At 74.8% G+C, this 22,310-nt stretch carries 19 protein-coding genes; 9 read left to right on the top strand and 10 right to left on the bottom strand.

Going from position 1 to position 22,310, the window contains the following annotated elements; all coding sequences use genetic code 11:
• The first annotated feature begins 7 nt into the window (after positions 1 to 7).
• Positions 8 to 1,057 carry an enoyl-CoA hydratase/isomerase family protein gene (locus OH807_RS32700; protein ID WP_406206334.1) on the top strand — a complete coding sequence of 350 codons (1,050 nt, stop codon included), beginning with the start codon at positions 8 to 10 and terminating at the stop codon, positions 1,055 to 1,057.
• A gap of 185 nt (positions 1,058 to 1,242) precedes the next feature.
• The gene (locus OH807_RS32695) at positions 1,243 to 2,022 is read left to right on the top strand and encodes an enoyl-CoA hydratase (RefSeq protein WP_406206331.1); all 780 of its coding nucleotides are present in this window, start codon (positions 1,243 to 1,245) and stop codon (positions 2,020 to 2,022) included.
• Positions 2,023 to 2,192: 170 nt separating this feature from the next.
• Here the strand turns inward: OH807_RS32695 and OH807_RS32690 are convergent, their stop codons facing one another.
• Positions 2,193 to 4,184: an NAD-binding protein gene (locus OH807_RS32690; RefSeq protein WP_406206328.1), complete on the bottom strand. Its 1,992-nt coding sequence runs from the start codon at positions 4,182 to 4,184 to the stop codon at positions 2,193 to 2,195.
• A 300-nt stretch (positions 4,185 to 4,484) separates the two neighbouring features.
• Here OH807_RS32690 and OH807_RS32685 point away from each other — a divergent pair, with 300 nt between their 5' ends.
• Positions 4,485 to 5,084, top strand: a complete 600-nt coding sequence (locus OH807_RS32685) for an HdeD family acid-resistance protein (protein WP_406206325.1) — start codon at positions 4,485 to 4,487, stop codon at positions 5,082 to 5,084.
• Between the two features lie 173 nt (positions 5,085 to 5,257).
• Here the strand turns inward: OH807_RS32685 and OH807_RS32680 are convergent, their stop codons facing one another.
• From OH807_RS32680 to OH807_RS32665, 4 genes are all read right to left on the bottom strand, one after another.
• Positions 5,258 to 5,944 (bottom strand): DUF6461 domain-containing protein, encoded by a 687-nt coding sequence (locus tag OH807_RS32680; protein ID WP_406206322.1) that lies wholly within the window; start codon positions 5,942 to 5,944, stop codon positions 5,258 to 5,260.
• 59 nt (positions 5,945 to 6,003) lie between these two features.
• Positions 6,004 to 7,509 carry a CoA transferase gene (locus tag OH807_RS32675; protein ID WP_406206319.1) on the bottom strand — a complete coding sequence of 502 codons (1,506 nt, stop codon included), beginning with the start codon at positions 7,507 to 7,509 and terminating at the stop codon, positions 6,004 to 6,006.
• A 91-nt stretch (positions 7,510 to 7,600) separates the two neighbouring features.
• Complete coding sequence (locus tag OH807_RS32670) at positions 7,601 to 8,866, bottom strand: cytochrome P450 (RefSeq protein ID WP_406206316.1); 1,266 nt, start codon at positions 8,864 to 8,866, stop codon at positions 7,601 to 7,603.
• 129 nt (positions 8,867 to 8,995) lie between these two features.
• On the bottom strand, positions 8,996 to 10,324 hold the full coding sequence (locus tag OH807_RS32665) for an ATP-binding protein (RefSeq protein WP_406206313.1): 1,329 nt from the start codon (positions 10,322 to 10,324) through the stop codon (positions 8,996 to 8,998).
• A gap of 457 nt (positions 10,325 to 10,781) precedes the next feature.
• Between OH807_RS32665 and OH807_RS32660 the strand changes: the two genes are divergently transcribed.
• Positions 10,782 to 11,717 carry a hypothetical protein gene (locus tag OH807_RS32660; RefSeq protein WP_406206310.1) on the top strand — a complete coding sequence of 312 codons (936 nt, stop codon included), beginning with the start codon at positions 10,782 to 10,784 and terminating at the stop codon, positions 11,715 to 11,717.
• A gap of 265 nt (positions 11,718 to 11,982) precedes the next feature.
• Here the strand turns inward: OH807_RS32660 and OH807_RS32655 are convergent, their stop codons facing one another.
• Positions 11,983 to 12,351, bottom strand: a complete 369-nt coding sequence (locus tag OH807_RS32655; protein WP_406206307.1) for a zf-HC2 domain-containing protein — start codon at positions 12,349 to 12,351, stop codon at positions 11,983 to 11,985.
• Positions 12,352 to 12,430: 79 nt separating this feature from the next.
• On the opposite strand from OH807_RS32655, the gene OH807_RS32650 reads away from it, so the two are divergent.
• Positions 12,431 to 13,021, top strand: coding sequence for a sigma-70 family RNA polymerase sigma factor (locus tag OH807_RS32650; protein WP_406206304.1), 591 nt, complete (start codon positions 12,431 to 12,433; stop codon positions 13,019 to 13,021).
• A 172-nt stretch (positions 13,022 to 13,193) separates the two neighbouring features.
• Here the strand turns inward: OH807_RS32650 and OH807_RS32645 are convergent, their stop codons facing one another.
• On the bottom strand, positions 13,194 to 13,856 hold the full coding sequence (locus OH807_RS32645) for an NADPH-dependent F420 reductase (protein WP_406206302.1): 663 nt from the start codon (positions 13,854 to 13,856) through the stop codon (positions 13,194 to 13,196).
• 341 nt (positions 13,857 to 14,197) lie between these two features.
• On the opposite strand from OH807_RS32645, the gene OH807_RS32640 reads away from it, so the two are divergent.
• From OH807_RS32640 to OH807_RS32630, 3 genes are all read left to right on the top strand, one after another.
• A complete protein-coding gene (locus OH807_RS32640; RefSeq protein ID WP_406206299.1) occupies positions 14,198 to 15,706 on the top strand; it encodes an MFS transporter in 1,509 nt (502 codons plus the stop codon).
• Positions 15,707 to 15,755: 49 nt separating this feature from the next.
• Entirely contained in the window at positions 15,756 to 17,093 is a 1,338-nt protein-coding gene (locus OH807_RS32635; protein ID WP_406206296.1) for a cytochrome P450, read from the top strand.
• Between the two features lie 101 nt (positions 17,094 to 17,194).
• Positions 17,195 to 18,325 (top strand): L-tyrosine/L-tryptophan isonitrile synthase family protein, encoded by a 1,131-nt coding sequence (locus tag OH807_RS32630; protein WP_406206293.1) that lies wholly within the window; start codon positions 17,195 to 17,197, stop codon positions 18,323 to 18,325.
• On the opposite strand, the gene OH807_RS32625 is transcribed toward OH807_RS32630, so the two are convergent.
• From OH807_RS32625 to OH807_RS32615, 3 genes are read right to left on the bottom strand one after another with little or no spacing between them, the layout of a single operon-like run.
• Positions 18,310 to 19,119 (bottom strand): ABC transporter ATP-binding protein, encoded by an 810-nt coding sequence (locus OH807_RS32625; RefSeq protein WP_406206291.1) that lies wholly within the window; start codon positions 19,117 to 19,119, stop codon positions 18,310 to 18,312. The two genes, OH807_RS32630 and OH807_RS32625, sit on opposite strands and share 16 nt — an antisense overlap.
• On the bottom strand, positions 19,116 to 20,204 hold the full coding sequence (locus OH807_RS32620; RefSeq protein WP_406206288.1) for a FecCD family ABC transporter permease: 1,089 nt from the start codon (positions 20,202 to 20,204) through the stop codon (positions 19,116 to 19,118). The genes OH807_RS32625 and OH807_RS32620 overlap by 4 nt, the downstream gene beginning before the upstream one ends.
• 3 nt (positions 20,205 to 20,207) lie before the next feature.
• The gene (locus OH807_RS32615) at positions 20,208 to 21,290 is read right to left on the bottom strand and encodes an ABC transporter substrate-binding protein (protein ID WP_406206285.1); all 1,083 of its coding nucleotides are present in this window, start codon (positions 21,288 to 21,290) and stop codon (positions 20,208 to 20,210) included.
• Between the two features lie 285 nt (positions 21,291 to 21,575).
• Here OH807_RS32615 and OH807_RS32610 point away from each other — a divergent pair, with 285 nt between their 5' ends.
• Positions 21,576 to 22,301: a helical backbone metal receptor gene (locus OH807_RS32610; RefSeq protein WP_406211314.1), complete on the top strand. Its 726-nt coding sequence runs from the start codon at positions 21,576 to 21,578 to the stop codon at positions 22,299 to 22,301.
• Positions 22,302 to 22,310 lie beyond the last annotated feature (9 nt).

The raw sequence follows: 22,310 nt of genomic DNA, 5'->3' as shown, positions 1-22,310 counted from the left end.
GGGCCCGATGAGTGCAGAGGTACGGATCCACCGGGACGGCGTGGTCGGACGGATCGTGCTCGACCGGCCGAGGGCGCTGAACTCGCTGACCCACGGCATGATCACGGCCGTCCACGCGGCCCTGACGGAGTGGGCCGACGACGACACCGTGCACGCCGTGGTGCTGACCGGCTCGGGCAAGCGGGGGCTCTGCGCCGGTGCCGACATCCGCGCGATCCACGACGACGCCAAGGCGGGTGGGGCCGGCGCCCGGGCCTTCTTCCGGGACGAGTACCGCCTGAACGCCCTGATCGCCCGGTACCCGAAGCCGTACCTGGCGGTGATGGACGGCATCACCATGGGCGGCGGCGTCGGCCTCTCCGCCCACTGCGCGGTGCGGATCGTCACCGAACACTCCACCGTGGCGATGCCCGAGACCCGGATCGGCCTGGTGCCGGACGTCGGCGGCAGCCGGCTGCTCGCCCTCGCCCCGGGCGAGTTGGGCACCCACCTCGGACTCACCTCGGCCTCGATGGGGCCCGGCGACGCGCTGCTCTGCGGCTTCGCCGACCACTTCGTCCGCTCGGCGGAGGTGCCCGCTCTGCTCGCGGAGCTGGCCGCCGGTGCCGACCCGGCCGCCGCCGTCGCCGCCCGGGCCGAGTCCGCACCGCCCGCCGGGCTCGCCGAGCGGCGGGAGTGGATCGACGCCTGTTACGCCGCCGACTCCGCCGAGGAGATCGTCGAGCGGCTGCTCGCCCTCGGACTGCCGGAGGCGAAGGAGGCCGCCGAGCAGGTGCTCGGGAACTCGCCGACGGCCGTCAAGGTCACCCTCGCCGCACTGCGCCGGGCCCGCACGCTGCCCTCCCTGGAGGCGGTGCTGGATCAGGAGTACCGGATCTCCTGCGCCGCCCTGGCCGGTCACGACCTCGTCGAGGGCATCCGGGCGCAGGTCGTGGACAAGGACCGCAACCCGCGCTGGTCGCCCGCCGACCTCGCGGCGGTCACGGCGGCCGAGGTCGACCGCTTCTTCGCCCCGCGCGAGGGCGACGAGCTGGGCCTGGCCCCGGCGGGAGCGTAGCCCCCTCCCCGCACGCCGGTTACCGGGAGGGGCACGCCGGGTACCGGGCGGGCCTCGCGGGAAACGTCCGACTCGTGACGACCGTCTCGCATGGCAAGACTGGCGCGAGCGGGGCCGCTTCGGAGATCGTTGGGTGGTCAGCGCACCGAGTGCGGTGCCGAGCAGCGGAATGGGAGTCAACGGCGATGACCGAGACCTACGAGACGATCCTGGTCGAGCGCAAGGGCCGCGTCGGGCTGATCACGCTCAACCGGCCGGAGGCGCTCAACGCGCTCAACACGCAGCTGATGAACGAGGTCGTGGCGGCCGCCACCCTGTTCGACCGGGATCCGGAGATCGGCTGTCTGGTGGTCACCGGCTCGGAGAAGGCCTTCGCGGCCGGTGCGGACATCAAGGAGATGCAGGGCCACCGGTTCCCCGACATCTACCTCGACGACTGGCTGGGCCCGTGGGACCGGTTCGGCGCCCTGCGCAAGCCGGTGATCGCGGCCGTCGCCGGCTTCGCGCTGGGCGGCGGCTGCGAGCTGGCGATGCTCTGCGACATCCTGCTCGCGGCGGACACCGCGAAGTTCGGTCAGCCGGAGATCAAGCTCGGCGTGATCCCGGGCATCGGCGGCTCGCAGCGGCTGACCCGCGCGATCGGCAAGGCCAAGGCGATGGAGCTCTGCCTGACCGGCCGGACGATGGGGGCCGAGGAGGCCGAGCGGGCCGGCCTGGTCTCCCGGATCGTCCCGGCCGACCAGCTGCTCGCCGAGGCGCTGGCCACCGCCGAGAAGGTCGCGGGGATGTCCACCCCGGCGGCCATGATGATGAAGGAGAGCGTCAACCGCGCCTTCGAGACCACCCTCTCCGAGGGTGTCCGCTTCGAGCGCCGGCTGTTCCACTCGGTGTTCGCGACGGCGGACCAGAAGGAGGGCATGGCCGCCTTCGCCGAGAAGCGACCGGCCTCCTTCACCCACCGCTGACCGGCGGGCCGCCGACGGCGGGCACGTAACGGAAGACGGACAACAGCTGACAGATCTCATCGTCTGTCAGCTGTTGTCCGTTGACCGGATCCCGTCGGCCGCCGAGCGCCGCCGCCGGTGCCGGTGCTGGTGCCGGCAGCGCCCGCCCCACCGGCGAGCGGCCGCAGCCGTCAGTCGTCGCTCACCAGTGCCGTGTTGAGCCGGGCCAGGCCGCTGCGGGTGGCGGCCACCACGATCCGGTCACCGGGGACGAGGCCGCGGGTGCGGTCGGCGTAGTTCCACTGGTAGGTCCGCGGGCTGCGGGCGAGCCGGACGGCGACCACCCGGACGCCCCCGGGGTCCTCCAGGTCGTGCCGGTTCATGCCGACCAGGCCGCTGCCCTCCTCCGCCCGCAGCTCGGCGATCAGCAGCACGTGCCGGAAGACCGAGAGGGTGCCGAGCACCTCGCGCCCCATCAGGGCGGCGGCGAAGGCGGGCGCGGCCAGGTAGGAGGTCGAACGGGACGCGGCGTTGTCCAGCGTGGCGTAGACGTGCCGGGCGAAGTTGTCGTCGAAGAGCCGCACCACCACCCGGACGTCCGGGCGACCGGCACGGGCCTCCAGGGCCGCCTCCAGGTTGGTGGCGTCGTCCCCGCTGACCGCGACCACGGCCCGGCTGTGCTTCAGCCGGGCCCGGCGGAGCTGTTCCGCCAGCGGGCCGTCGTCGACCACCACCGGCACGCCGAGGGCGCGGACCGCGGAGATCCCGCGGACCAGCGGGTCACGCTCCAGACCGACCACCGGCACACCGAGGCCGTGCAGTTGGGCGACCACCCGGGTGCCGACGTTGCCCAGTCCGGCCACGATGACGTGGTCCCTCGTCCCGACGCCCGGGTTGCGGGGCTGGCCGCGCCGGCCGGAGGCGAGCACCTCGACCATGATGGCGGTGGCGACCGGCGCGAAGGTGATACCGCAGAAGGTGATCACCACCTGGGCGACCCGCTGCCAGGTGCCGCCGGTGCCGCCGGTCGTGTCGCCGGGCTGGTCGGGCTGGGCGGCGCCGGCCAGGTCGAGCAGCGAGGTGTAGAGCACCCAGCCGAAGTCCCGGTTGAGGTACCAGAGCAGGCCGAAGGCCATCAGTACGGCGGCGAGCGCGGTGATCAGCACCAGCCGGAGCCGGGCGCTGGTGAAGTAGCGCAGGGTGTCGAGCAGCCGCCAGCGCAACCGGCGGCGCCAGGAGATCCGCACCGGCGGTTCGCTCGGCAGGGCCTGCAGCGCCGCCACCCCACCGGGCCCCTCCCGCTCCGGTTCGGGCTCCGCTTCGGGTTCGGGTTCCCGTTCCGGCTCCGGTCCTGGTTCCCGTTCCGGTCCCGGCTCCGTTTCCTGCGGGGCCTCGGGATCGGGCTCGGGATCGGGATCGGGCGCGACGTCCTCCCCGGCCCCGCCCTCACCCCCGGCCCCGCCCTCGACGCTGCCCGCCGCCCCGGCGCCGGGCCCGGACCGCTGCCGGCCGACGGTGCTGCGCCGGACCGGGCCGTCGTCGCCGAACTCCGCCGCGAGCCGGACGAAGGACGCCGAGTCGCCCTCCTGGTCGGGCAGCAGGCGGATCCGGCCGACGTCCTGCCGGTCGATCCGGTCGGCGACGATGCAGATCCGACTGGAGTCGATGTCGTCGTCGTAGGCGATGTGCAGGAAGCGGTCGCCGACCTGGACGGAGTTGGGGCGGGAGAGCGCGGCGGCGGCGAAGGCGGGCGCGGCGGTGGCGGAGCCGGAGAGCGCGGCACCGTTCTTCAGCAGACCTTCGATGTTCTCGCCGAGGCGCTGGTTGAACATCCGCAGCACGATCCGGATCCCGGGGTTGTGGCCCTGGGCGCTGAGCGCGGTGTGGATGTTCTCCTGGTCACTTCCGTCGACCAGGGCGATCCCGCGTGCGGTCTCGACCCGGACGGCCCGCAGCGCCTCCTCGGTGACGCTGCTGTACTCGACCACCGCCGCGACCCCGGCCAACTGCTCGATCTGCGGTGCGTGGTCGCGCGTGCGGTCCGGCACGAGCACCACCACCGGGACTTCGTAGTGCTCGACGAGTTCGACGATGAGGCGGTGGGCGAGCGCGTTGCCACCGCAGACGATGTAGTGCTGGCTGATCGGCTCGACCGGAGGGGTCCCCCACCCTTCAGAAGTCATATCGCGGGATCATATCGACGGCGAATGATCGGCAGGTGTCCTCCGGACGACCGGGAGGGATCCGAGGGGGATTGACGGGAGACCAGTTCCTCCACGGGACCACCGGCCGCGGCACCCTTCGCCCACGGACCGCCGACCGTCGCCTCCGGGGCCGGCCGCACGCCCTGGACGGGCTCGACCCGTTCACCCGATCGGCCGAACCCCGCAGGCGGCCCGCCCGGTCCGTGACGATCATGAAGAGCGTCCCCTGCCTCTCCGAGGCCGCCGCCGCCCGTCACCCGCCGTCAGGAGTACGCCGCCATGGTCTCCCCGATCATCACCCCCGACGGGGCCCCGGTCCAGGGCCCGCTAGGACTCCTCGCCAAGGCCGCCTGGCAGGTGCTTCTGGTCGCCGGCCTCGTCTCGCTCGCCCTCGGCATCGTCGTCTTCGTCTGGCCCAAGCAGACCCTGACGGTGGTGGGCGTGCTCTTCGGCCTCTACCTGCTGATCATCGGGATCGTGCAGTTGGTCGCGGCCTTCGGCACCCACGCCAGCACCGCACTCCGGGTGCTGGCCTTCATCAGCGGCACGATCTGCGTCCTGCTCGGTCTGCTCTGCTTCCGCAGCGCGGTGCAGTCGCTGCTGCTGCTGGCGATCTGGATCGGCATCGGCTGGCTGTTCCGGGGGATCACCCAGCTCGTCGCGGCGATCTCGGACGACGAGATGCCCGCTCGCGGCTGGCAGGCGTTCGCCGGTGTGGCCAACACGCTCGCGGGCGTGCTGCTGATCGTCTGGCCGGTCGGGTCGATCACCGCGCTGACCGTGCTGGCCGGGTGCTGGCTCCTGATCCTGGGCCTGATCGAGATCGTGACCGCCTTCCAGGTCCGCAGCCGGGCCAAGCAGATCCCGTCCGGCGTCTGACCTGCCGGGTCGCCAGGACCACCGCCCGGCCACGACCACGGACCACGGACCACGGACCACGGACCACGGACCACGGACCACGGACCACGGACCACGGACCACGGACCACGGACCACGGACCACGGACCGCAGGCCACAGCCACCGCTGTGGCCTGCGGTCCGTGGGCTGCCGCCTACGGCTGCGGCGCGTAGCCGAGCCGGAAGTCCGCTCCGTCCAGCCGCTCCGGGGTGAGGCGGATGTCCGTCAGCCGCTCGGCGAGCGCGAACGCCGCCTCGGTGTGCAGCCCGGGCCCGTTCCGGTCGGGCGCAGCGTCCCCGGCGTCACCGTCCGCGGGCGCAGCGTCCCCGGCGTCACTGTCACTGAGGTCGAAGCCGCAGTGGGCCAGCAGCTCCGCGATTCCGGGGGCCTCGGCGTCGTCGCCGTCCCGCTGGGCGGGGAAGAGCGGCTCGAAGTGCAGCCGGTTGCTGCCGCCCTCCTGCCAGTGGAAGTGGTCCACCGCGTTGCAGTTGCGGAAGTGCGAGACCAGCCGGGTGCCCTCGGCGAGCTTCGGGAGCTGGTCCCACACCGTGCCGAGGTAGCCGTTGACCTCGACCGCGACCGCCCAGCCGTCGAGCTCGGTGACGGCGACGAGCATGCGGTCCTCGGAGTCGTCCGGCGCGTTCTCGTCCTCGCCGTCGTCGAAGGCCTCCCACGCCTCCTCCACCGCCGCCACGCCGGTGACCTGCCGGCCCGGGACGGCGTCGAAGCGGCGCAACAGCTCGTCGGCGCTGATCCCCTGGACCAGCGTCAGGCAGTAGGCCCCGGCCAGGGCGGGGTAGCGGTCCTTGAACCAGGTGTAGTCGGTGGCGTGAGAAGGCATGTCGGCGATCGTGCCAGATCGCTCCGACACGCCGGGCTCCGGCCCCGGCGGCCCCGGTGTCAGAGCCAGGCGGGCCCGTCCGTCCCCCAGCGGCCCGGCGGGCGGGACCAGTCGGTGGGGGCGCCCGCGTAGGCGACGGGCGGGAGGGCGTGGCGCAGCCGCCCGTACGGGGAGTCGGTCTCGGCGAGCCGGCCGGCCGGCTCGTACGGTTCGTCGTTCAGCGGGGGGACGGGGGTGATGCCGTGCTGGAGCCAGGAGGCGGTGCCGGCCAGGGAGAAACGGAGGTGGCGGCCGCCGGGGCGTCCGGTGCGCTGGTCGGTGAGGGCGCGCAGGACGCCGGCGGCGATCAGGTAGCCGGTGCCGTGGTCGAGGGCCTGGGCGGGCAGGACGCCGGGGTGGCCGTCGGACCCGGCCTCGGTGGCCGCGATGCCGACGCCGGCCTGGACCAGGCTGTCGAAGCCGCGGCGCCCGGCCCAGGGACCGGTCCAGCCCCAGGCGTTGACCTGCGCCACGATCAGGCCGGGCCGGCGTTCGAGCAGGGCGTCGGGGCCCAGGCCGTGGGCGTCCAGGGCACCGGGGCGGTAGCCGGAGACGACGACGTCCGCACCGGCCAGCAGCTCCTCGAAGGCGGCCCGGCCGGCCGGGGCGGTGACGTCGAGGCGGGTCGAGCGCTTGCCGAAGCCGGTGTCGGCGTGGGCGTCCTCGGCCTCGGGGAACCGCAGCGGGTCGACCCGCAGGACGTCGGCGCCGAGCAGGGCGAGGGTGCGGGTGGCGACGGGGCCGGAAATCACCCGGGTGAGGTCGAGGACGCGGATGCCGGCGGCGGGCAGCGGGGCGGCGGCCAGCGGGCGGGGGGCGGTCCCGTCGGCGGAGCGGGCTTCGACCAGCGGGAGTGCGGTGTCGCGCGTCGGCGCCACCGCCACGGCGAGCGCCCCCGCCTCGTACGCGCGCTCCTGGCTCCACTCGGCGGGGCGGTCGCGCAGGGCCTCGGCCAGCTGCTCGGGCCCGGCGGCGGCAGGCAGCCCGAGCGCGGTGAGCAGTCGGTCGCGGTGGTGCGGGTAGTTGGCGTGGGTGCGGATCCAGCCGTCGGCCGCCTGCCAGAAGCCGGACAGCGGCGCGAAACTCACCGGCGTGCGACCGTCGATCCGGAGGTGGCGCTCGCTGACGAAAGCGGTGGCGACGGCGCCCTGGTCGATCCGCACCGCGGGCACCCCCGACGACAGACCCCCCGAGGACGCGCCTCCTGACGACGCACCTCCTGACGACGCACTCCCGCCCGGGCGGGCACCGGCGCGCAGCGCCGACAGCTCCGCGGCGGCCAGCGAGCAGGCCGCGACGGTGGCCCGGGCCAGCTCCCGGACCGGGAGCCGCGCGGTCAGAACGGTGTCGGGGCCGTGGAAGGAGACCCGCTCCAGCAGTTCGGGGGCCCCGCCGAGCGCGCTCCAGGCGTGCGCGGTGGCCTCGTCGCCCCGGCCGGATCGGGTGCCCTCGGCAGGGGTCCACCTGTCGCGGGCGGACTCGTCGCGGGCGGACTTCTCGGCTGCGGACCTCGGACGTTCTGTCATGCCCGCATTCTGCTCCCGCCCCCGGCCGCCCGCCGTGACCCCCGCCACCTACTACGACACGGGCGACGCGCGCCGGACTCCGGGCTTCCCGTCAGAACGTGAACCGCAGCGAGCGGACCCGGTTGTCGAAGTTGGACGGGATCAGCTCCGGTTCGCCGACCGAGCGGATCCCGGGCAGCCGGGTGAACAGCTCGCGGTAGAGCGCCTTCATCTCCTGCCGGGCGAGGTAGGCGCCGAGGCAGTAGTGCGGACCGCCGCCGCCGAAGCCGAGGTGGGGGTTGGAGCCGCGGCTGATGTCGAACGCGTCCGGGTCGGCGAAGACCGTCTCGTCGCGGTTGGCGGAGCCGAAGAAGAGCACCACCTTCTCGCCCGCGCGCAGCAGGGTGCCGTCCGGGCCGCCGAGCCGGTGGTCGACGGCCAGCGTGCGGCGGAACTGGATGATCGGGGTGGCGTGCCGGATGATCTCGTCCACCGTGCCGCCCAGGTGGCGGTCGAGGTCACCGAGCAGCAGGGCGCGCTGCTCGGGGTTGGCGGTGAGCAGGTGCAGGCCGTGGGCGAGCGCGTTGCGGGTGGTCTCGACGCCGGCGACCAGCAGCAGGGAGAAGAAGGCGCCCAGCTCCCGGCCGGTCAGCCGGCGGCCGTCGACGTCCGCGGTGACGAGCGCGGAGATCAGGTCGTCGGTGGGGCGGCGGCGGCGTTCCCGGCCGAGTTCGGCGACCATGCCCTGCATCCGGGCCAGCGCCATCAGTCCGCGCCCGGGCACCCGGAGCCGGCGGCGCAGCGGGCGGGCGACGCCGGTGTGCTCGGAGGCGTGGTTGACCTGGTCGAGGATGGCGCGGCGGGGCTCCTCGGGGATGCCCATCATGTTGCAGATCACCTGGAAGGGGAGTTCCGCGGCGACGGAGGTGACGAAGTCCTCGGGCCGCTCGTGCTCGACCCGGTCGACGAGGCGGGCGGCCACCTGGCGGATGTCGTCCTCGGCCCGGGCGATCAGCCGGGGGGTGAAGGCCCGGGAGACGATCCGGCGCAGCTGGGCGTGGCGGGGGTCGTCCAGGTTGACCATCGAGTCGCCGAACAGCATCCGGACCCAGCGGGCGGGTTCGGGGGTGGTGACGCCCGGTCCGCTGAGGAAGACGGCGGGGGTGCGGGCGGCCTCGACGACGTCGGCGTGCCGGACGAGGGCGTGGAAGCCCCGGCCCGGTCCCTTCGGCGTGCGTTCGCCGAAGAAGACCGGGCCGGGCAGGCTCCGCAGTGCGGCGAAGGCGGCGGCGCGCTCGTCGGCCGGCCGCTGCCAGAATCCGGGCTCGGCGAGGTCCACCGGGGTTTCGGCGGCCGCCGGGTCGGTCGCTGTCCCCATGCCTGGTCTCCTGTCCGGCCGGTGCTCCCTCCTGGTGCACGCGTGTGCACATTTAGTGAGCAGTCGGCATCCCTCTGTCAAACCGCACCGACCGTATGACAAGCCGACTTTTCGGGACGGCCGCCGGGCTCAGACCCTCGCGTGCGAGGTGATGTCCGCGCCGAACTCCTCGATCATCACCGGGGTGACGGTCGGCCGGGCCTGGGCGATGGCCGCCAGGTAGTCGGCGGTACCCGCACCCTCCGCCACGTCCTCCCCGTCGATGTCCTCCCCGCCGAGGTCCGGTCCGTCGGCATCCCGCCGGACGGCGTCCTCCCCCGCGAGGTCGCGTTCGAAGGAGGCCTGGGCGGCCACCCGGGCCGCGTGCTCGATGTCCGCCGGGGTGAACAGCTCGCTCGCGCCGACCAGCGCGTCGAGGTCCACGTCGCTCCGGCCGGCCGCGTACCGGGACCAGATGGCGGCCCGGGCGGCCGCGTCGGGGGTGCCGATCGGGATCAGGTAGTCGAACCGGCCGGGACGCAGGAAGGCCGGGTCGAGCGAGCGGATCGAGTTGGTGGCGCAGACCAGTAGCCGTTCCTCGCCCTCCCGGAAGCCCGGGATCAGCTTGAGCAGTTCGTTGGTGACGCCGTGCATGCCGCCCTGGACGCCCTCCGTCCGGACCGGCGCGATCTCCTCCACCTCGTCGATGAAGACGAGGGCCCGCTCCAGCCGGGCGATCCGGGCGAACGCGTCGCGCAGCGCGGCCGCGAGGTTGCCCTCGTCGGCCAGCCGGGAGGGCAGCAGCTCGACGAACGGCCAGCCGAGCCGGGAGGCGATCGCCCGGGCGAAGGTGGTCTTGCCGGTGCCGGGCGGGCCGAAGAGGGCGATCGCGCGCGGCGGGCGCACCCCGTGCCGGGCCGCCCGCTCCGGCTCGGCGAGCGGACTGACCACCCGGCGCTCGATCAGGTTCTTCTCGGTCTCCATGCCTGCGACCTTGGCCCAGAGGTCACCGGGCAGCAGCCGGCCGCCCAGCTCCTCCAGCAGGCCACTGGCGGCACCGGCCGGCGGCTCGTCCTTCTCGAAGTAGGCGGCCGCGGGGCGCCGGGTGTAGCCGGCGTTGTGCAGACCCTCGCCGAGCAGCTCCTCCGCCGGCAGCACGTACGCGATCCGGCGCACCCGGCAGGCCACCAGCCGGCGCTCCAGCTCGCGCAGCAGCGCGCTCGCCAGGCCCCGGCCGCGCCAGGCCGGGGAGATCGCGATCCGCATCACCCAGGCGCGCTCCCCCGCCACGGTGGCGAGCGCGGCGCCGATCGGCTCACCCTGGTGGACGGCGACCACGGCGGGCTGGCGGGAGGTCAGCGCGCCGATGCACTCCGCGAGGGAGAACACCGACTCCTGCCCGAGCCCCGCCGTGGTGTCGATCAAGTGGACCACCGCCGCGAGGTCGTCCTCGCGATAGTCGTGAATCAGCCAGTGCACGGGCCCGCCCGCCTTTCCGCCCTCACCGGCCGCGGGCCGGTCGTCCGACCGCCGGCGCTCCGCCGCGCGGTGCCCGAACGGTACGGGCGGGCATGTGCGGCAGTCCCGCGCCGGAACGGACAAGGCGGACCACCCCAACCATACGAACCGCCTCTACCGCCCGGTCCCGGGGGGCCGGGCGGGGGCCGCGGGGCGCGGGCGCGGCCGGGCCGCACGCCGGACGACCGGGGTGGCGCCGGACGACCGGGGAGCAGTACGGGGCGCCGGGCGGTACCGGCCCGGTACCCCCGCAGGTGACGGGCCGCCACCTCGCCGCGCCCCGCCACCGGCCGTCCGACCGGCCACCGGCGGGGCGGCCCGCCGGACGGTGCCGGCTGCACGACCGGGCATGGTCCCACGGGGTGGAACCGGCCAATACCCGAGGGCGCGGTACAGCCTGACGAGGGCGAGTGCGACGATGAGTGCCATCGTGATGACCGACCGGATCCGCTCGCTGCGCGCCGTGGTCTTCGCCGCGCTCTGCGTGGCGCTGGCCGCCACGGCGCACGTCGCGATGGCCGGTTCCGGAGTCTCCGTGCCGGTCCTGGCGGGCGCGTTCGCGATCACCGCCGGCATCAGCTGGCTGCTGGCCGGCCGCCGGCGCGGGCTCGGACTGATCAGCGCGTGGATGGTGACGGCGCAGACCGCACTGCACCTGACGTTCGAACAGGCCGGCGCGCTCGCCGCCGCTTCGGGCCAGACCCGCGGCGGTCCGACCGACTGGACGGCGCTGCTGCTCTGCAACCCGGACCGGGTGCCGAGCGGGCTGTCGCCGGCCGACCTGGCGCGGATGGCCGGGATCGATCCCGACGTCCCGCCGTCCGCGGGGCTCCGGGCCGTGGCCGGTGGACACCACCTGGGCAGCTCCGGCGGACCGGTGTCCGTCGGGGCCGGCGACCAGGGCGTGGCGGTCGCGGCCAGCGGTGCGGGGATGGACGGGATGCCGGGAATGTCCGGCTCTGGAATTTCCGGCTCCGGAATGTCCAGTGACGCCGGAATGCCTGGAATGCCCGGGATGTCCGGCGGCTCGGGGATGTCCGGCCACGACATGGCGGCGCACGGGATGTCCACCGGGATGATCGCCGCCCACCTGCTCGCCGCGCTCGCCTGCGCGCTGCTGCTCTGGCGCGGCGAGGCGGCGCTGGTCCGGCTCTTCGGGCTGCTCGCCGCCCTGGGCGGGGTGCTCGCCGGTGCACTGCTCGCTCCGCTGCTCGCCCTCTGGCACCGGCCGCACGGCTTCGAGCCGCCCGCCTCGCCCGGACCGGCTGCTGACCCGGCCCGCCCGCCGCGGCTGGTGCTGCTCTCGCACGCCCTCGTCAGACGCGGCCCGCCCTGCGTCGCCCCTGCCTGCTGACGCGCCCACCGTCCGAGAAGTGACGCCGCTCCGGCGTCGCCGCGTGGTGGGCAGGTCGCCCCGTGCCGTGCCGTGGCCGATCGGCCACGCCGCCGGGGCCCGGGCCCGCGTCCGCCGTGCCGCTCCTGCCGGGGTGCCGCCGGGCGTGCACCGCCCCACCCACGCCGAGCGTGCCGCCCGCAGCGGCACCGCTCCCAGCCCCTCCCCCTCGGGACCTCCCATGCCTGACTACGACGGCGCACAGGCCTCGCCCGGCGCCACCGTCCTACTTCACCGCTCGGTCGTACCCCTGCCCGGTACGGCCGACCGCACCGAACCCGTCCGTACCGGCACCGCCGACGTCGGCCGCACCGGCACCGCCGACGCCGTCCGCACCGGCCCGTCGAACCTCACCGGCACGGCCCGGATCGGAACGCTCCGCTCCCAGACGGGTGAGGAGCCCGGCCGTCCAGTCCGCCGACGGACCGGCGGCCACGGCCGCCGGGCGCACGCCGCGCAGCCCTTCCGCCCGGCCCAGCCACTCCCGGCAGGCCTCGCAGCGGGCGACGTGCTTGTCCAGCCGCCGGTCCGGCACTCCGGCGGGCTCGCCGTCGAGGCGGGCGGAAAGTGCGGTACGGAACTGGACGCATCTCATCCGACCATCGTCGCGCATCACCCCGCGGACCGGAGCGCCCGGGTGCACAGCCCCGCCGACGCCCGTCGGGGAGGCCGCCGTGGATGACGAGCAGCTGACCGCCCTGGCACTGACCGCCCGCGAAGGGCGGGCGGCCGACGTCGAGGCCTTCGTCCGGGCCACCCAGCGGGACGTGTGGCGCTTCGTCGCCCACCTCACCGACGTGCAGTCCGCCGACGACCTCGCCCAGGAGACCTTTCTGCGCGCACTGCGCAGCCTGCCCGGGTTCGCCGGTCGCTCCTCGGCCCGGACGTGGCTGCTCTCGATCGCCCGCCGGACCGTCATCGACCGCTACCGCACCGCAGCCGCCCGGCCGCGCTGCGCCGCCCTGCCGGACTGGCAGGAGGCGGCCGAACGGCAGGGCACGCCGCCCGCCGCGGGGTTCGAGGACGGCATCGCCCTCGGGGACCTGCTCGACCGGGTGCCGGCGCAGCGCCGCGAGGCCTTCGTGCTCACCCAGGTGGTCGGGCTGAGCTACGCCGAGGCGGCCCTGGTGGCCGGGTGCCCGGTCGGCACGGTTCGCTCCCGGGTGGCCCGGGCCCGTGAGGAGCTGATAGCCCGGCTCCGGGCCGCGGAGAACGGCGAGGCTCCACCGTCGGGGACAGCCGCCGAACTGGCCGCGGCCTGCTGAACCCGGACGCGGACAGCGGGACGGGGGCGGGGGTGGTGGCGGGGGTGGTGACGAGCACGACTGTCACCACCCCCCCCGCCCCCGCCGCCCCCGCCGCCCCTACCGCCCCTACCGCCCCTGCCGCCCGGCAGCCGGTGCGCCTCGGGCCGGTCGCGCCCGGCTCAGGGGCACCTCACGCGCGGAACGCCGCCGGCCGCTCCGGCGAGGCGGCGGCGAGCGCCTCGACCACCTCGTCGACGCCGCCGCGCAGGCCGTAGACGGGGGTGTCGGGCTGCTGGCGCCACGACTCGTCGATGCCGCCGGAGTCGACCGAGTCGAACCCCAGCTCGTCGATCAGGGCACGGACGACCTGCTTGGCCGCCGCGTCGTCACCGGCCACCGGAAGAGCGATCCGCTCCGGATCACCCTGCGGGCGGGGCTTGCTCAGGAGGTCCTCGGCATAGGTGCCGTTGAAGGCCTTGATCACGGGGTGGCCGAGCTGCCGCTCCGTCCACCGGCTCTCGGTCAGGCCGTCGTCCTCGATGGCATCGATCCGACCGTCCCGCTGCTGCGGGTAGTAGTTCCCGGTGTCGATCACGGTGAAGCCCTCGGCGGCCCCGGCGAACAGCCCCGACGGCAGGTCGGGCACGTTCTTCAGCGGCACGGTGACCACCACGACCTGGGCACCGCGGGCCGCCTCGGCGGCCGTGACCGCGGTCGCGCCGGTCTCCTCGGCGAGCGCCGCGAGGCTCTGCGGGCCGCGCGAGTTGGCCACCGTGACCTCGTGCCCGAGGGCGGTGAGGCGGCGGGTGAGGTTGCCGCCGATGTTGCCCGCGCCGATGATGCCGATCTTCATGGTTGTCCTTCCGGGCGTTCCACGAGCGGGGCCGGCCCGAAGGGAGTCGCCCCGGCCTCGCACTGATGTCGTGCCTGGCTGCAACCCGGAACCGCGCGGGCCTATTTCCGCGACCCGAACTTTCTCCGCACGAACCGTCGGCCCGGACCGGACGTGACCGGACACGACCGGCCCGGACCGGACGTGACCGAACCGTGCCGGACCGGCCACGCCCACCGCGATCCGGCCAATCGGGAAATTCCCTCACCTGTTCGGAACTGGACCGCCCGTGCCTCCGACTGCTGTACCGGAGACCGCCGCCGAGGCGGTGTCCGGCACGGAACGGGAAGCGGAGGAGAGTCATGTCAGCGCAACAGCCGCCGGCCACCGGCGGTCCGGGCAGGACCGGCGGGGCGGAGGACCGGTGGAGCCTGGTCGTCGCGGCGGGGCTGCTCTCGTTCGTCGCGATGCTCGACATGAACGTGGTCAACCTGGCCCTGACGGACATCGCGGACGGCCTGGACGTCTCCCCGACCACCGCCCAATGGGCCGTGCTCGGCTACCAGTTGCCGCTGGTGGCGCTGCTGCTGCCGGCCGGTCGCTGGCTCGACCAGGTCGGCACCCGCTCCGCACTGCTGCTGGCGGTCACCGGCTTCGCACTCTGCAGCGTGCTCGCCGCCGTCGCCCCGTGGGCGAGCTGGCTGATCGCCGCCCGGCTGGCCCAGGGCGCTTTCGGGGCCGTGCTGTTCGTGCTGATGCCGGTGCTGGCCGCCACCGCCGTCCGGCCGGAGCTGCGCGGGCGGGCGATGAGCGTGCCCGCCACCCTCGGCCCGCTCGGCGCCGTCACCGGGCCGGTGCTCGGCGGCCTCCTGCTCGACCACGTCGGGTGGCGGGCCATCTTCCTGGTGAAGCTGCCGATCTGCCTGGCCGCACTGGTGATCGCGTACCGGAACGCCCCGCGCGGCGGGCGGCTGCGGCTGCCCGACCGGGGCTCGCTCGGCGATGCCGCGCTGATCGGGTCGGCGGTGGCCGCCGTCCTGCTCGGGCTGACCCTCGCGCCCGACGCACCGGTCTGGCTGCTGCTGGCGCTGCCCGCCGTGCCGCTGGTGGTGTTCTGGCTGCGCCGCCCCGGCGGGCGGCCGGTCGCCGCCGTGCTCCGCGAGTCCGGCACCGCCGCGGTCAACGCCTCGGTGCTGGCCCTGGCGGCCGGTTTCGCCGCCAACCACTACCTCCTCGCCCAGCACCTGCGCCGGGACGACGGGATCAGCGCCACCGGAACCGCCCTGACGATGCTGGCGTTCCCGCTCGGCATGGTGCTGGCCGGCCGGTTCGGCGGCCGGCTGGCCGACCGGTGGGGCGCCCGGCCGACGGCGCTCACGGGCGCCTCCGTCACCGCTCTCGGCATGCTGCTGCTCGTCCCGCTGGACACCGGCTGGGGGCCGCTGGACATCTCCTGGCGGCTCGCGCTCGCCGGCGCCGGCATGGGCCTCAACGGCGGCCCCGTCCAGGCGCTGGTGATGACCGCCGCCCGGCCCGAGCAGCTGGCCACCGCCGGCTCGGCCGTCCAGCTCGCCCGAAGCCTGGGCTTCGCCCTCGGACCCGCCCTCGCCACCGCCGCCACGCTGGCCGGCGGTGCCGCCACCACGGGCGCGCGGGCCGGGCTCGTCCTCGCCACGCTGTCCGCCGTCGTGGCCGTGGGCCTCCTGACCCTGCACCACCGCAACACCCGCACCACCAGCAGCACCCGCACCACCAGCACCAAAGGCACTACCAGCACCACCGGGACCGTGCGCACCACCGACGCCGCGCAGCCCGCCGGCACGGCGGTGCGCACCGACCGGACCGACCGCACCGACCGCGCGGGCCGCTGAACCGGCGCCGCCCCGCGGGCACCACACCCCCGACCGGAGGAACACGCGCATGACCGACACCGTCCACGATCCGACCGCGGGCAGCCCGGCCGACGAAGCGCCGCGCTGCCCGTTCGGACACGACCGACTCCCCGACCCGGTACCGCTGTCCGGGCCGGAGTACAAGACCGACCCCTATCCGCTCTACCGGCGGATGCGGGAGGCCGGGCCCGTCCACCGGGTGAAGTTCCCGAGCGGGATCGCCGCCTGGCTGGTGACCGGCTACAAGGCCGCCCACGAGACCCTGAACGATCCCCGGCTCGGCAAGAACCACGCGCTGGGCAACGACAACTGGCGCAGCCTCGCCTCGATCATGCCGGAGCCGCAGCACTCCCAGCTCCAGGCCCACCTGCTGCACCAGGACGCGCCGAAGCACACCCGGATGCGCCGGCTCGTGGTGGACGCCTTCACCCCGCGCCGCGCGGAGGCACTGCGCCCGCGCATCCAGGAGCTGGCGGACGCCCTGGTCGACGACCTGCCGGCCGGCGGCGGCGCCGACCTGGTGGCCGGCTTCGCGGCGCACTTCCCGTTCCGGGTGCTCGCCGAGGCGATCGGCCTGCCGCCGGAGCTGGCCGTCCGCTTCGACCGCGACTGGGGCAAGGTCGTCCAGCCGGTCGGCCCGCTGGACCCGGGCCGCCCCGCCTACGAGGGCCGGCTGCGCGGCCTCCAGACGTACATCGCCGACGTGGTGGCGCACAAGCGTGCCCACCGCGACCCGGCCGGCGCCGGGGGCGACCTGCTCGGCCGGCTCGTTGCCGCCTGCGACGCGGGCGAGTTGAGCCCGGAGGAGCTCGGCTCGATGGTGTTCCAGCTGCTGGTGGCCGGCCAGGAGCCGGTGACCAACCAGATCACCACCATGCTGATCACCCTGCTGCGCCACCCCGACCGGCTGGCCCGGCTGCGCGACGGCCTCGCCGCCGACCCCGGTCTGCTCGCCCGCGCGGTGGAGGAACTGCTGCGCCACGACGCCGCGTTCGAGCTCACCACCTGGCGGTTCTTCGCCGAGGACAGCGACCTGTTCGGGACGAGCGTCCCGGCCGGGGACTCGGTGATCGTCTCGCTCTGCGCGGCCAACCGCGACGACGCGCAGTTCCCGGAGGCGGACGCCGTCGACTTCGACCGCTCCCCCAACGCCCATCTGGCCTTCGGCCACGGCGTCCACTACTGCCCCGGCGCCGCCCTGGCCCGGGTCGAGCTCCAGGTCGCCCTCGGGACCCTGCTCACCCGGCTGACCGGGCTGCGCCCCTCCGAGCGGCAGGGCGAGGAGCTCGACGCGCTCGCCTGGGTCCCCGCCGTCCTGGCCCGGGGCGTGAACAGGCTGCCGGTCGCCTACGACCGGCGGATCTGACCTGCCCCGACTCCCGGCTCCCCCTCAGCGTCCCGGCGACCAGCGCCGGGGCGTGGCTACGCCTGCCCCGAAGCCCGCACACCGTTCCGTGGAGGACCATCATGCCGCCCGCCGGCACCGTTTCCACCGACTCCCAGAGCACCGAGCCCCGAAGCACCGAACCCCTGAGCACCGAGCCCCAGAGCCTCGCTCGGTCCGCCTCCGCCCACCGGTCCGCCTCCGGGGGCGGATCCGCAACCGCCGCCCGTCCCGGCACCGACCGCCCCGGCACCGTCCCGAACACGCGGGCCGACGCGCGGGAGAACGCTCGGGAGACCGCGCAGGAGGTCGCCCGGATCTCCGCCGAGATCGTCGATCTGCTGCTGCCGCACCGCCGGGCCTCCGACCCCGAGGTGCCCGCCACCGCCGTCGACTTCCCGCTCCAGCTGGAGCAGCTGGCCGACTTCATCACGGCCGGCGACCCGATCCTGTTCACCCTGCCCGGCTTCCCGTGCAAGTCGCCCAACCCCGCCAAGGTGCTCAGCCACCTCCCCGACGAGGGCGAGCGCCTCTCGCTCACCTTCCTCAACGGGCTCTGCGAGGAGATCGGCAAGCTCTACGCCCCCGGCGCGCAGATCCTGATCTGCTCCGACGGGCACATCTTCGGCGATCTGATCCACGTCCCCGACGACCACATCGACGCGTACTCGGACGCACTCTCCGCCATGATCGAGCGCGAGGGCCTGACCCATCTCGACACCTTCGACCTGCGGGCCGTCCTCGGCGACCTGCCCTTCGACGAGAAGCGCGCCCGGGTGCACGCCCAGTACGCGCCCAGCAAGGAGGAGTTGCGCGAGCAGGTGATGACCGACGAGGAGACGCTGCGGCTCTACCGCGGCATCACCCGCTTCCTCACCGAGGACACCTTCGGCTTCGAGGGCACCAAGTCCGCCCTGCAACGCGAGTGCCGGCAGCGCGCCTACGGCGTCATCCAGCGCAGCCGCGCCTGGGGGGACTTGATCGCCGAGCAGCACCCGCGGTCCTTCCGGCTCTCCATCCACCCGCAGAAGGCCGGTGTGCTGAAGTTCGGCATCCGGTTGCTGGAGCACGCCGACGCCTGGATGACCCCGTGGCACTCCTCGGTGCTCCACCGGCCGGACGGACGCTGGGAGTTGCTCCGCAGCGAGGAGGCCGCCGGGCTCGGCCGACTGGTCGAGGTCGACGGCCGCCCGAGTCACTACGAAACCTCCTGACGCTGCACCGGCTCGGGTGAGAACGCGGGCGTGCGGTGGTCGAAGGCGATCAACGGATCACCGGTGAGCGGATGTTCGACCACCGCCGCCCGCACGCCGAACACCTCGGCCAGCAGCTCCGCGGTCAGCACGTCGCGCGGCTCCCCGGAGGCCACCAGGGCTCCGCGGTGCAGGACGTGCAGCCGGTCGCAGACCGAGGCCGCCGCGTTGAGGTCGTGCAGCGCCACCAGCGTGGTGCGGCGCTGCTCCCGCAGCAGCGCGAGGAGTTCGACCTGGTGCCGGACGTCCAGGTGGTTGGTCGGTTCGTCCAGCACCAGGACGTCCGGCTGCTGGGCCAGCGCCCGGGCCAGCAGCACGCGCTGGCGCTCGCCGCCGGAGAGCTGGGCGAACCGGCGGTCGCCCGCCCCGGCCATGCCGACGCGGTCCAGCGCGCCGGCGACGATCCGGTGGTCCTCGGCGTCGTCCGCCGCGAACGCCCGCTTGTACGGGGTGCGGCCCATCGCCACCACCTCGCGGACGGTCAGCTCGAAGTCGCCGCCGCGCTCCTGGGGCAGTGCGGCGATGTGCCGGGCGGACTCCCCGGGGGTGAGCCCGGACAGTTCGCGGCCGGCCAGCAGCACCCGGCCGGAGCTGGGCCGCAGATGGCGGTAGACGGTCCGCAGCAGGCTGGACTTGCCGCTGCCGTTCGGCCCGACCAGCCCGGCGATCTCCCCCTCCTTGGCGACCAGGTGCACACCGGCGACCACCGTCCGCCCGGAGAGGGTCACGCTCAGGTCCTCGACGGCGATTCTCAATTCCGCTCCAGTCGTCGGTCCAGCAGATAGAGCAGGGTGGGTGCGCCGAGCATGGCGGTGACCACGCCGATCGGCAGCTCCTGGGTGTCCAGCGCGGTACGGGCGATGGTGTCGACGACCACCAGCAGCACGGCGCCGGTCAGGGCGGAGAGCGGGAGCAGCCGGCGGTGGTCACCGCCGACGAGCAACCGGCAGACGTGCGGCACCATGAGGCCGACGAAGCCGATCGCGCCGGATACGGCGACCAGGACGCCGGTCAGCACGCTGGTGACGACGAAGACCTCGCGCCGCAGGCGGGTGACGTCCACGCCGAGCCCGGCCGCGGTCTCGTCGCCCATCAGGAGCGCGTTCAGCCCCCGGGCGCGGGCCTGGAGCAGGGCCAGCCCGAGGGCGACGGCGGCGGCGGGGACGGCGAGTTGCCCCCAGACGGCGCCGCCGAGGCTGCCCATCAGCCAGAACAGCACGCCCCTGGTCTGCTGTTCGTCGCCGGTCTGCAGGACGAGGTAGCTGGTGAAGCCGGTGAGGAACTGGCCGATGCCGATGCCGGCCAGCACCAGGCGCAGCGGCGAGAAGCCTCCGCCGCGCCGGGCGAGCACCCAGACCAGGGAGAACGCGCCGAGCGCGCCGAGGAAGGCGGCGAGCGGGACGGCCAGCCCGGCGGCGCCGCCGAGGGCGAACTCCAGGCCGAGCCCGCTGCCGAGGACGATCACCGCGACGGCGCCGAGCGAGGCGCCGGAGGAGATCCCGAGCAGGTAGGGGTCGGCGAGCGGGTTGCGGACCAGGGCCTGGACGGCGGTGCCGACGAGGCCGAGCCCGGCTCCGACCATCGCGGCCAGCAGGGCGCGCGGGACGCGCAGCTGCCAGACGATGAGGTCCCGGGTGCCGGGCCCGGGCACCTGCCCGGTGAGCCGGTGGGCGATCACCGACCAGACCTCGCCGGGCGGGATGTCCACCGATCCCAGGGAGACGGCGGCGGTCAGGGCGGCGACCAGGGCGAGCACGAGGACGGCCGCCAGCGGCCCGGCGCGCAGGGTGCGCGTCCGGGCCGGCCGGTCGTCGGCGGTGGTGGTGGCTGCCGATGCCACGCCCTACTGTCCGTTCTTGACGAGGGTCGGGTGGACGGTGGCGGCGATCTGCCGGACGGTGTCGGCGTTGCGCACCCCGCCGATGGTGGTGACCTCGGAGCCGATCCGCAGGAACCTGCCCTCCTTGACGGCGGTGAGGCCCTGGGTCGCGGGGAAGCTCTTCAGGAAGTCCGCGGCGTCGTCGAAGGCCTTGCGGTTCGCCTCGTCGCTGCCGCGGTTGCGGACGGCGAGCTGGATCCAGTCGGGGTTCGTGGCGACCACGTCCTCCCAGGAGACCGGCTTGAAGTCGGCGTCGCAGTCGGCGAAGACGTTGCGCGCGCCGGCCAGGGTGATCACCGCGTTGGCGACCTGCCGGCCACAGACGGCGACGGGCTGCTTGGTGCCGGCGTCGAAGTCGAAGAGGAAGTAGCCCGGCCGCTGGTCGGCGGGGACGGCGGCGGTCGCGGTGCGCACCTCGCCGATCTGCCGCTCCATCCCGGCGACCAGCTCCTCGGCCCTGGCACCGGTGCCGGTGACCGCGCCGAGCCGGCGGATGTCGTTCTCGACCTCGCCGAGGTCGGTACGCGGCCCCTTGGCGGCCTTCGGCGTGCCGGCGCAGGCGGTGGAGAGGAGGAAGACGTGCCGGATCCCGGCGGCGGTGAACTCCTCCTCGCTCGGCCCGGCGCCCGCCCCGCCCATCATCGGCATCGCACCGAAGGCGTCCACGTAGAGGTCGGCGCCGGAGCCGAGCAGCTTCTCCTTGGCGATCCCCATCTCGCCCAGCACCGGCACCTTGGCGCCCTGTTCGGCGATCGGTGCCGGCAGACTGCCCCGGCCGGGCGGGAAGCCGGTGCCGATGACGCGGTCGCCGGCCCCGAGCTGGAGCAGCATCTCCAGGCCCGCCGCGTTGCTGGTGACGATCTTCTTCGGCGCCTGCGGGACGGTGGTCTCCCGGCCCGCGCAGTCGGCCACCTTCACCGGGAACGCCCCGGTGGCCTGCGCACTGCCACCGCTCCCGCCGTCCGTGCTCCCCCCACCGCCGCTCCCGCAGGCCGTGGCGAACAGGGCAACAGCGGCCGCGATACCGCAGAACACGCGAGGGCGCATGACAACTCTCCTGGTCAATGGTCGTGCTCGGGCCCTCCAGCGAGCCCGGACCAGGTAGTCGGACGCTGCCCGCTCCCGGTTCCCGGGACTTTTCCGCCGCCGGACAGCCGAGGTCCGGCCCCTGACACGCCCTAAGGTGACCTCGTGGCAGCCTCTCCCCCCGACCGCTCCGACCGCTCCGCCCGGTCCGAGCAGTCCGATCCTCCCGACCGCTCCGGCCGCTCCGACCGGGCGTCCGGCTCCGCGGACGACCTCGGACTGCCCGTAGCGCTCGGCCCCGGCCCGGTGCGGCGGGTGGTGTCGCTGGTGCCCTCGCTGACCGAGGCCGTCGCCGCGACGGACCCCGGACTGCTGGTGGGCGCCACCGACTGGTGCACCCACCCGGCGGGGCTGGCGGTCGAACGGATCGGCGGCACCAAGAACCCCGACGTCGGCCGGATCGCCGCGCTCGCCCCGGACCTCGTCCTCGCGAACGACGAGGAGAACCGCCGGCCGGACCTCGACGCGCTGCGGGCGGCCGGCGTGCCGGTCTGGGTCACCGACATCCGCACCCTGGAGCAGGCGCTCACCTCGCTGCACCGCCTGCTGACCCTCGGTTGCGGCCTGGCCCGCCCGCCCTGGCTGGACGCCGCGGAGGCCGCCTGGGCCGGCCTCCCGCCGACAGCGCACCCGATCCGCGCGATCGTGCCGATCTGGCGCCGCCCCTGGATGGTGCTCGGCAGCGACACCTTCGCCGGCGACCTGCTCCGCCGCCTGGGCGTCGAGCTGATCCACGCCAGCCACCCGGACCGCTACCCCGCCGTTCCACTCCCCGAGCTGCTGGCCGCCGGGGCCGAGCTGGTGGTCCTCCCCGACGAGCCCTACCGCTTCACCGCCGAGGACGGCCCGGAGGCGTTCCCCGGCATCCCGGCCGCGCTGGTCGACGGCCGCCACCTCACCTGGTACGGCCCCTCCTTGACGCAGGCCCCCACCGTGCTGGCCGCCCAGCTGGCCCGGCGGACGCCCGGCTGATCCCCGGCC

The organism is Kitasatospora sp. NBC_01560, assembly GCF_045208415.1.
GTDB lineage: Bacteria > Actinomycetota > Actinomycetes > Streptomycetales > Streptomycetaceae > Kitasatospora.
This window is presented reverse-complemented; position numbering and strand designations above follow the sequence as displayed.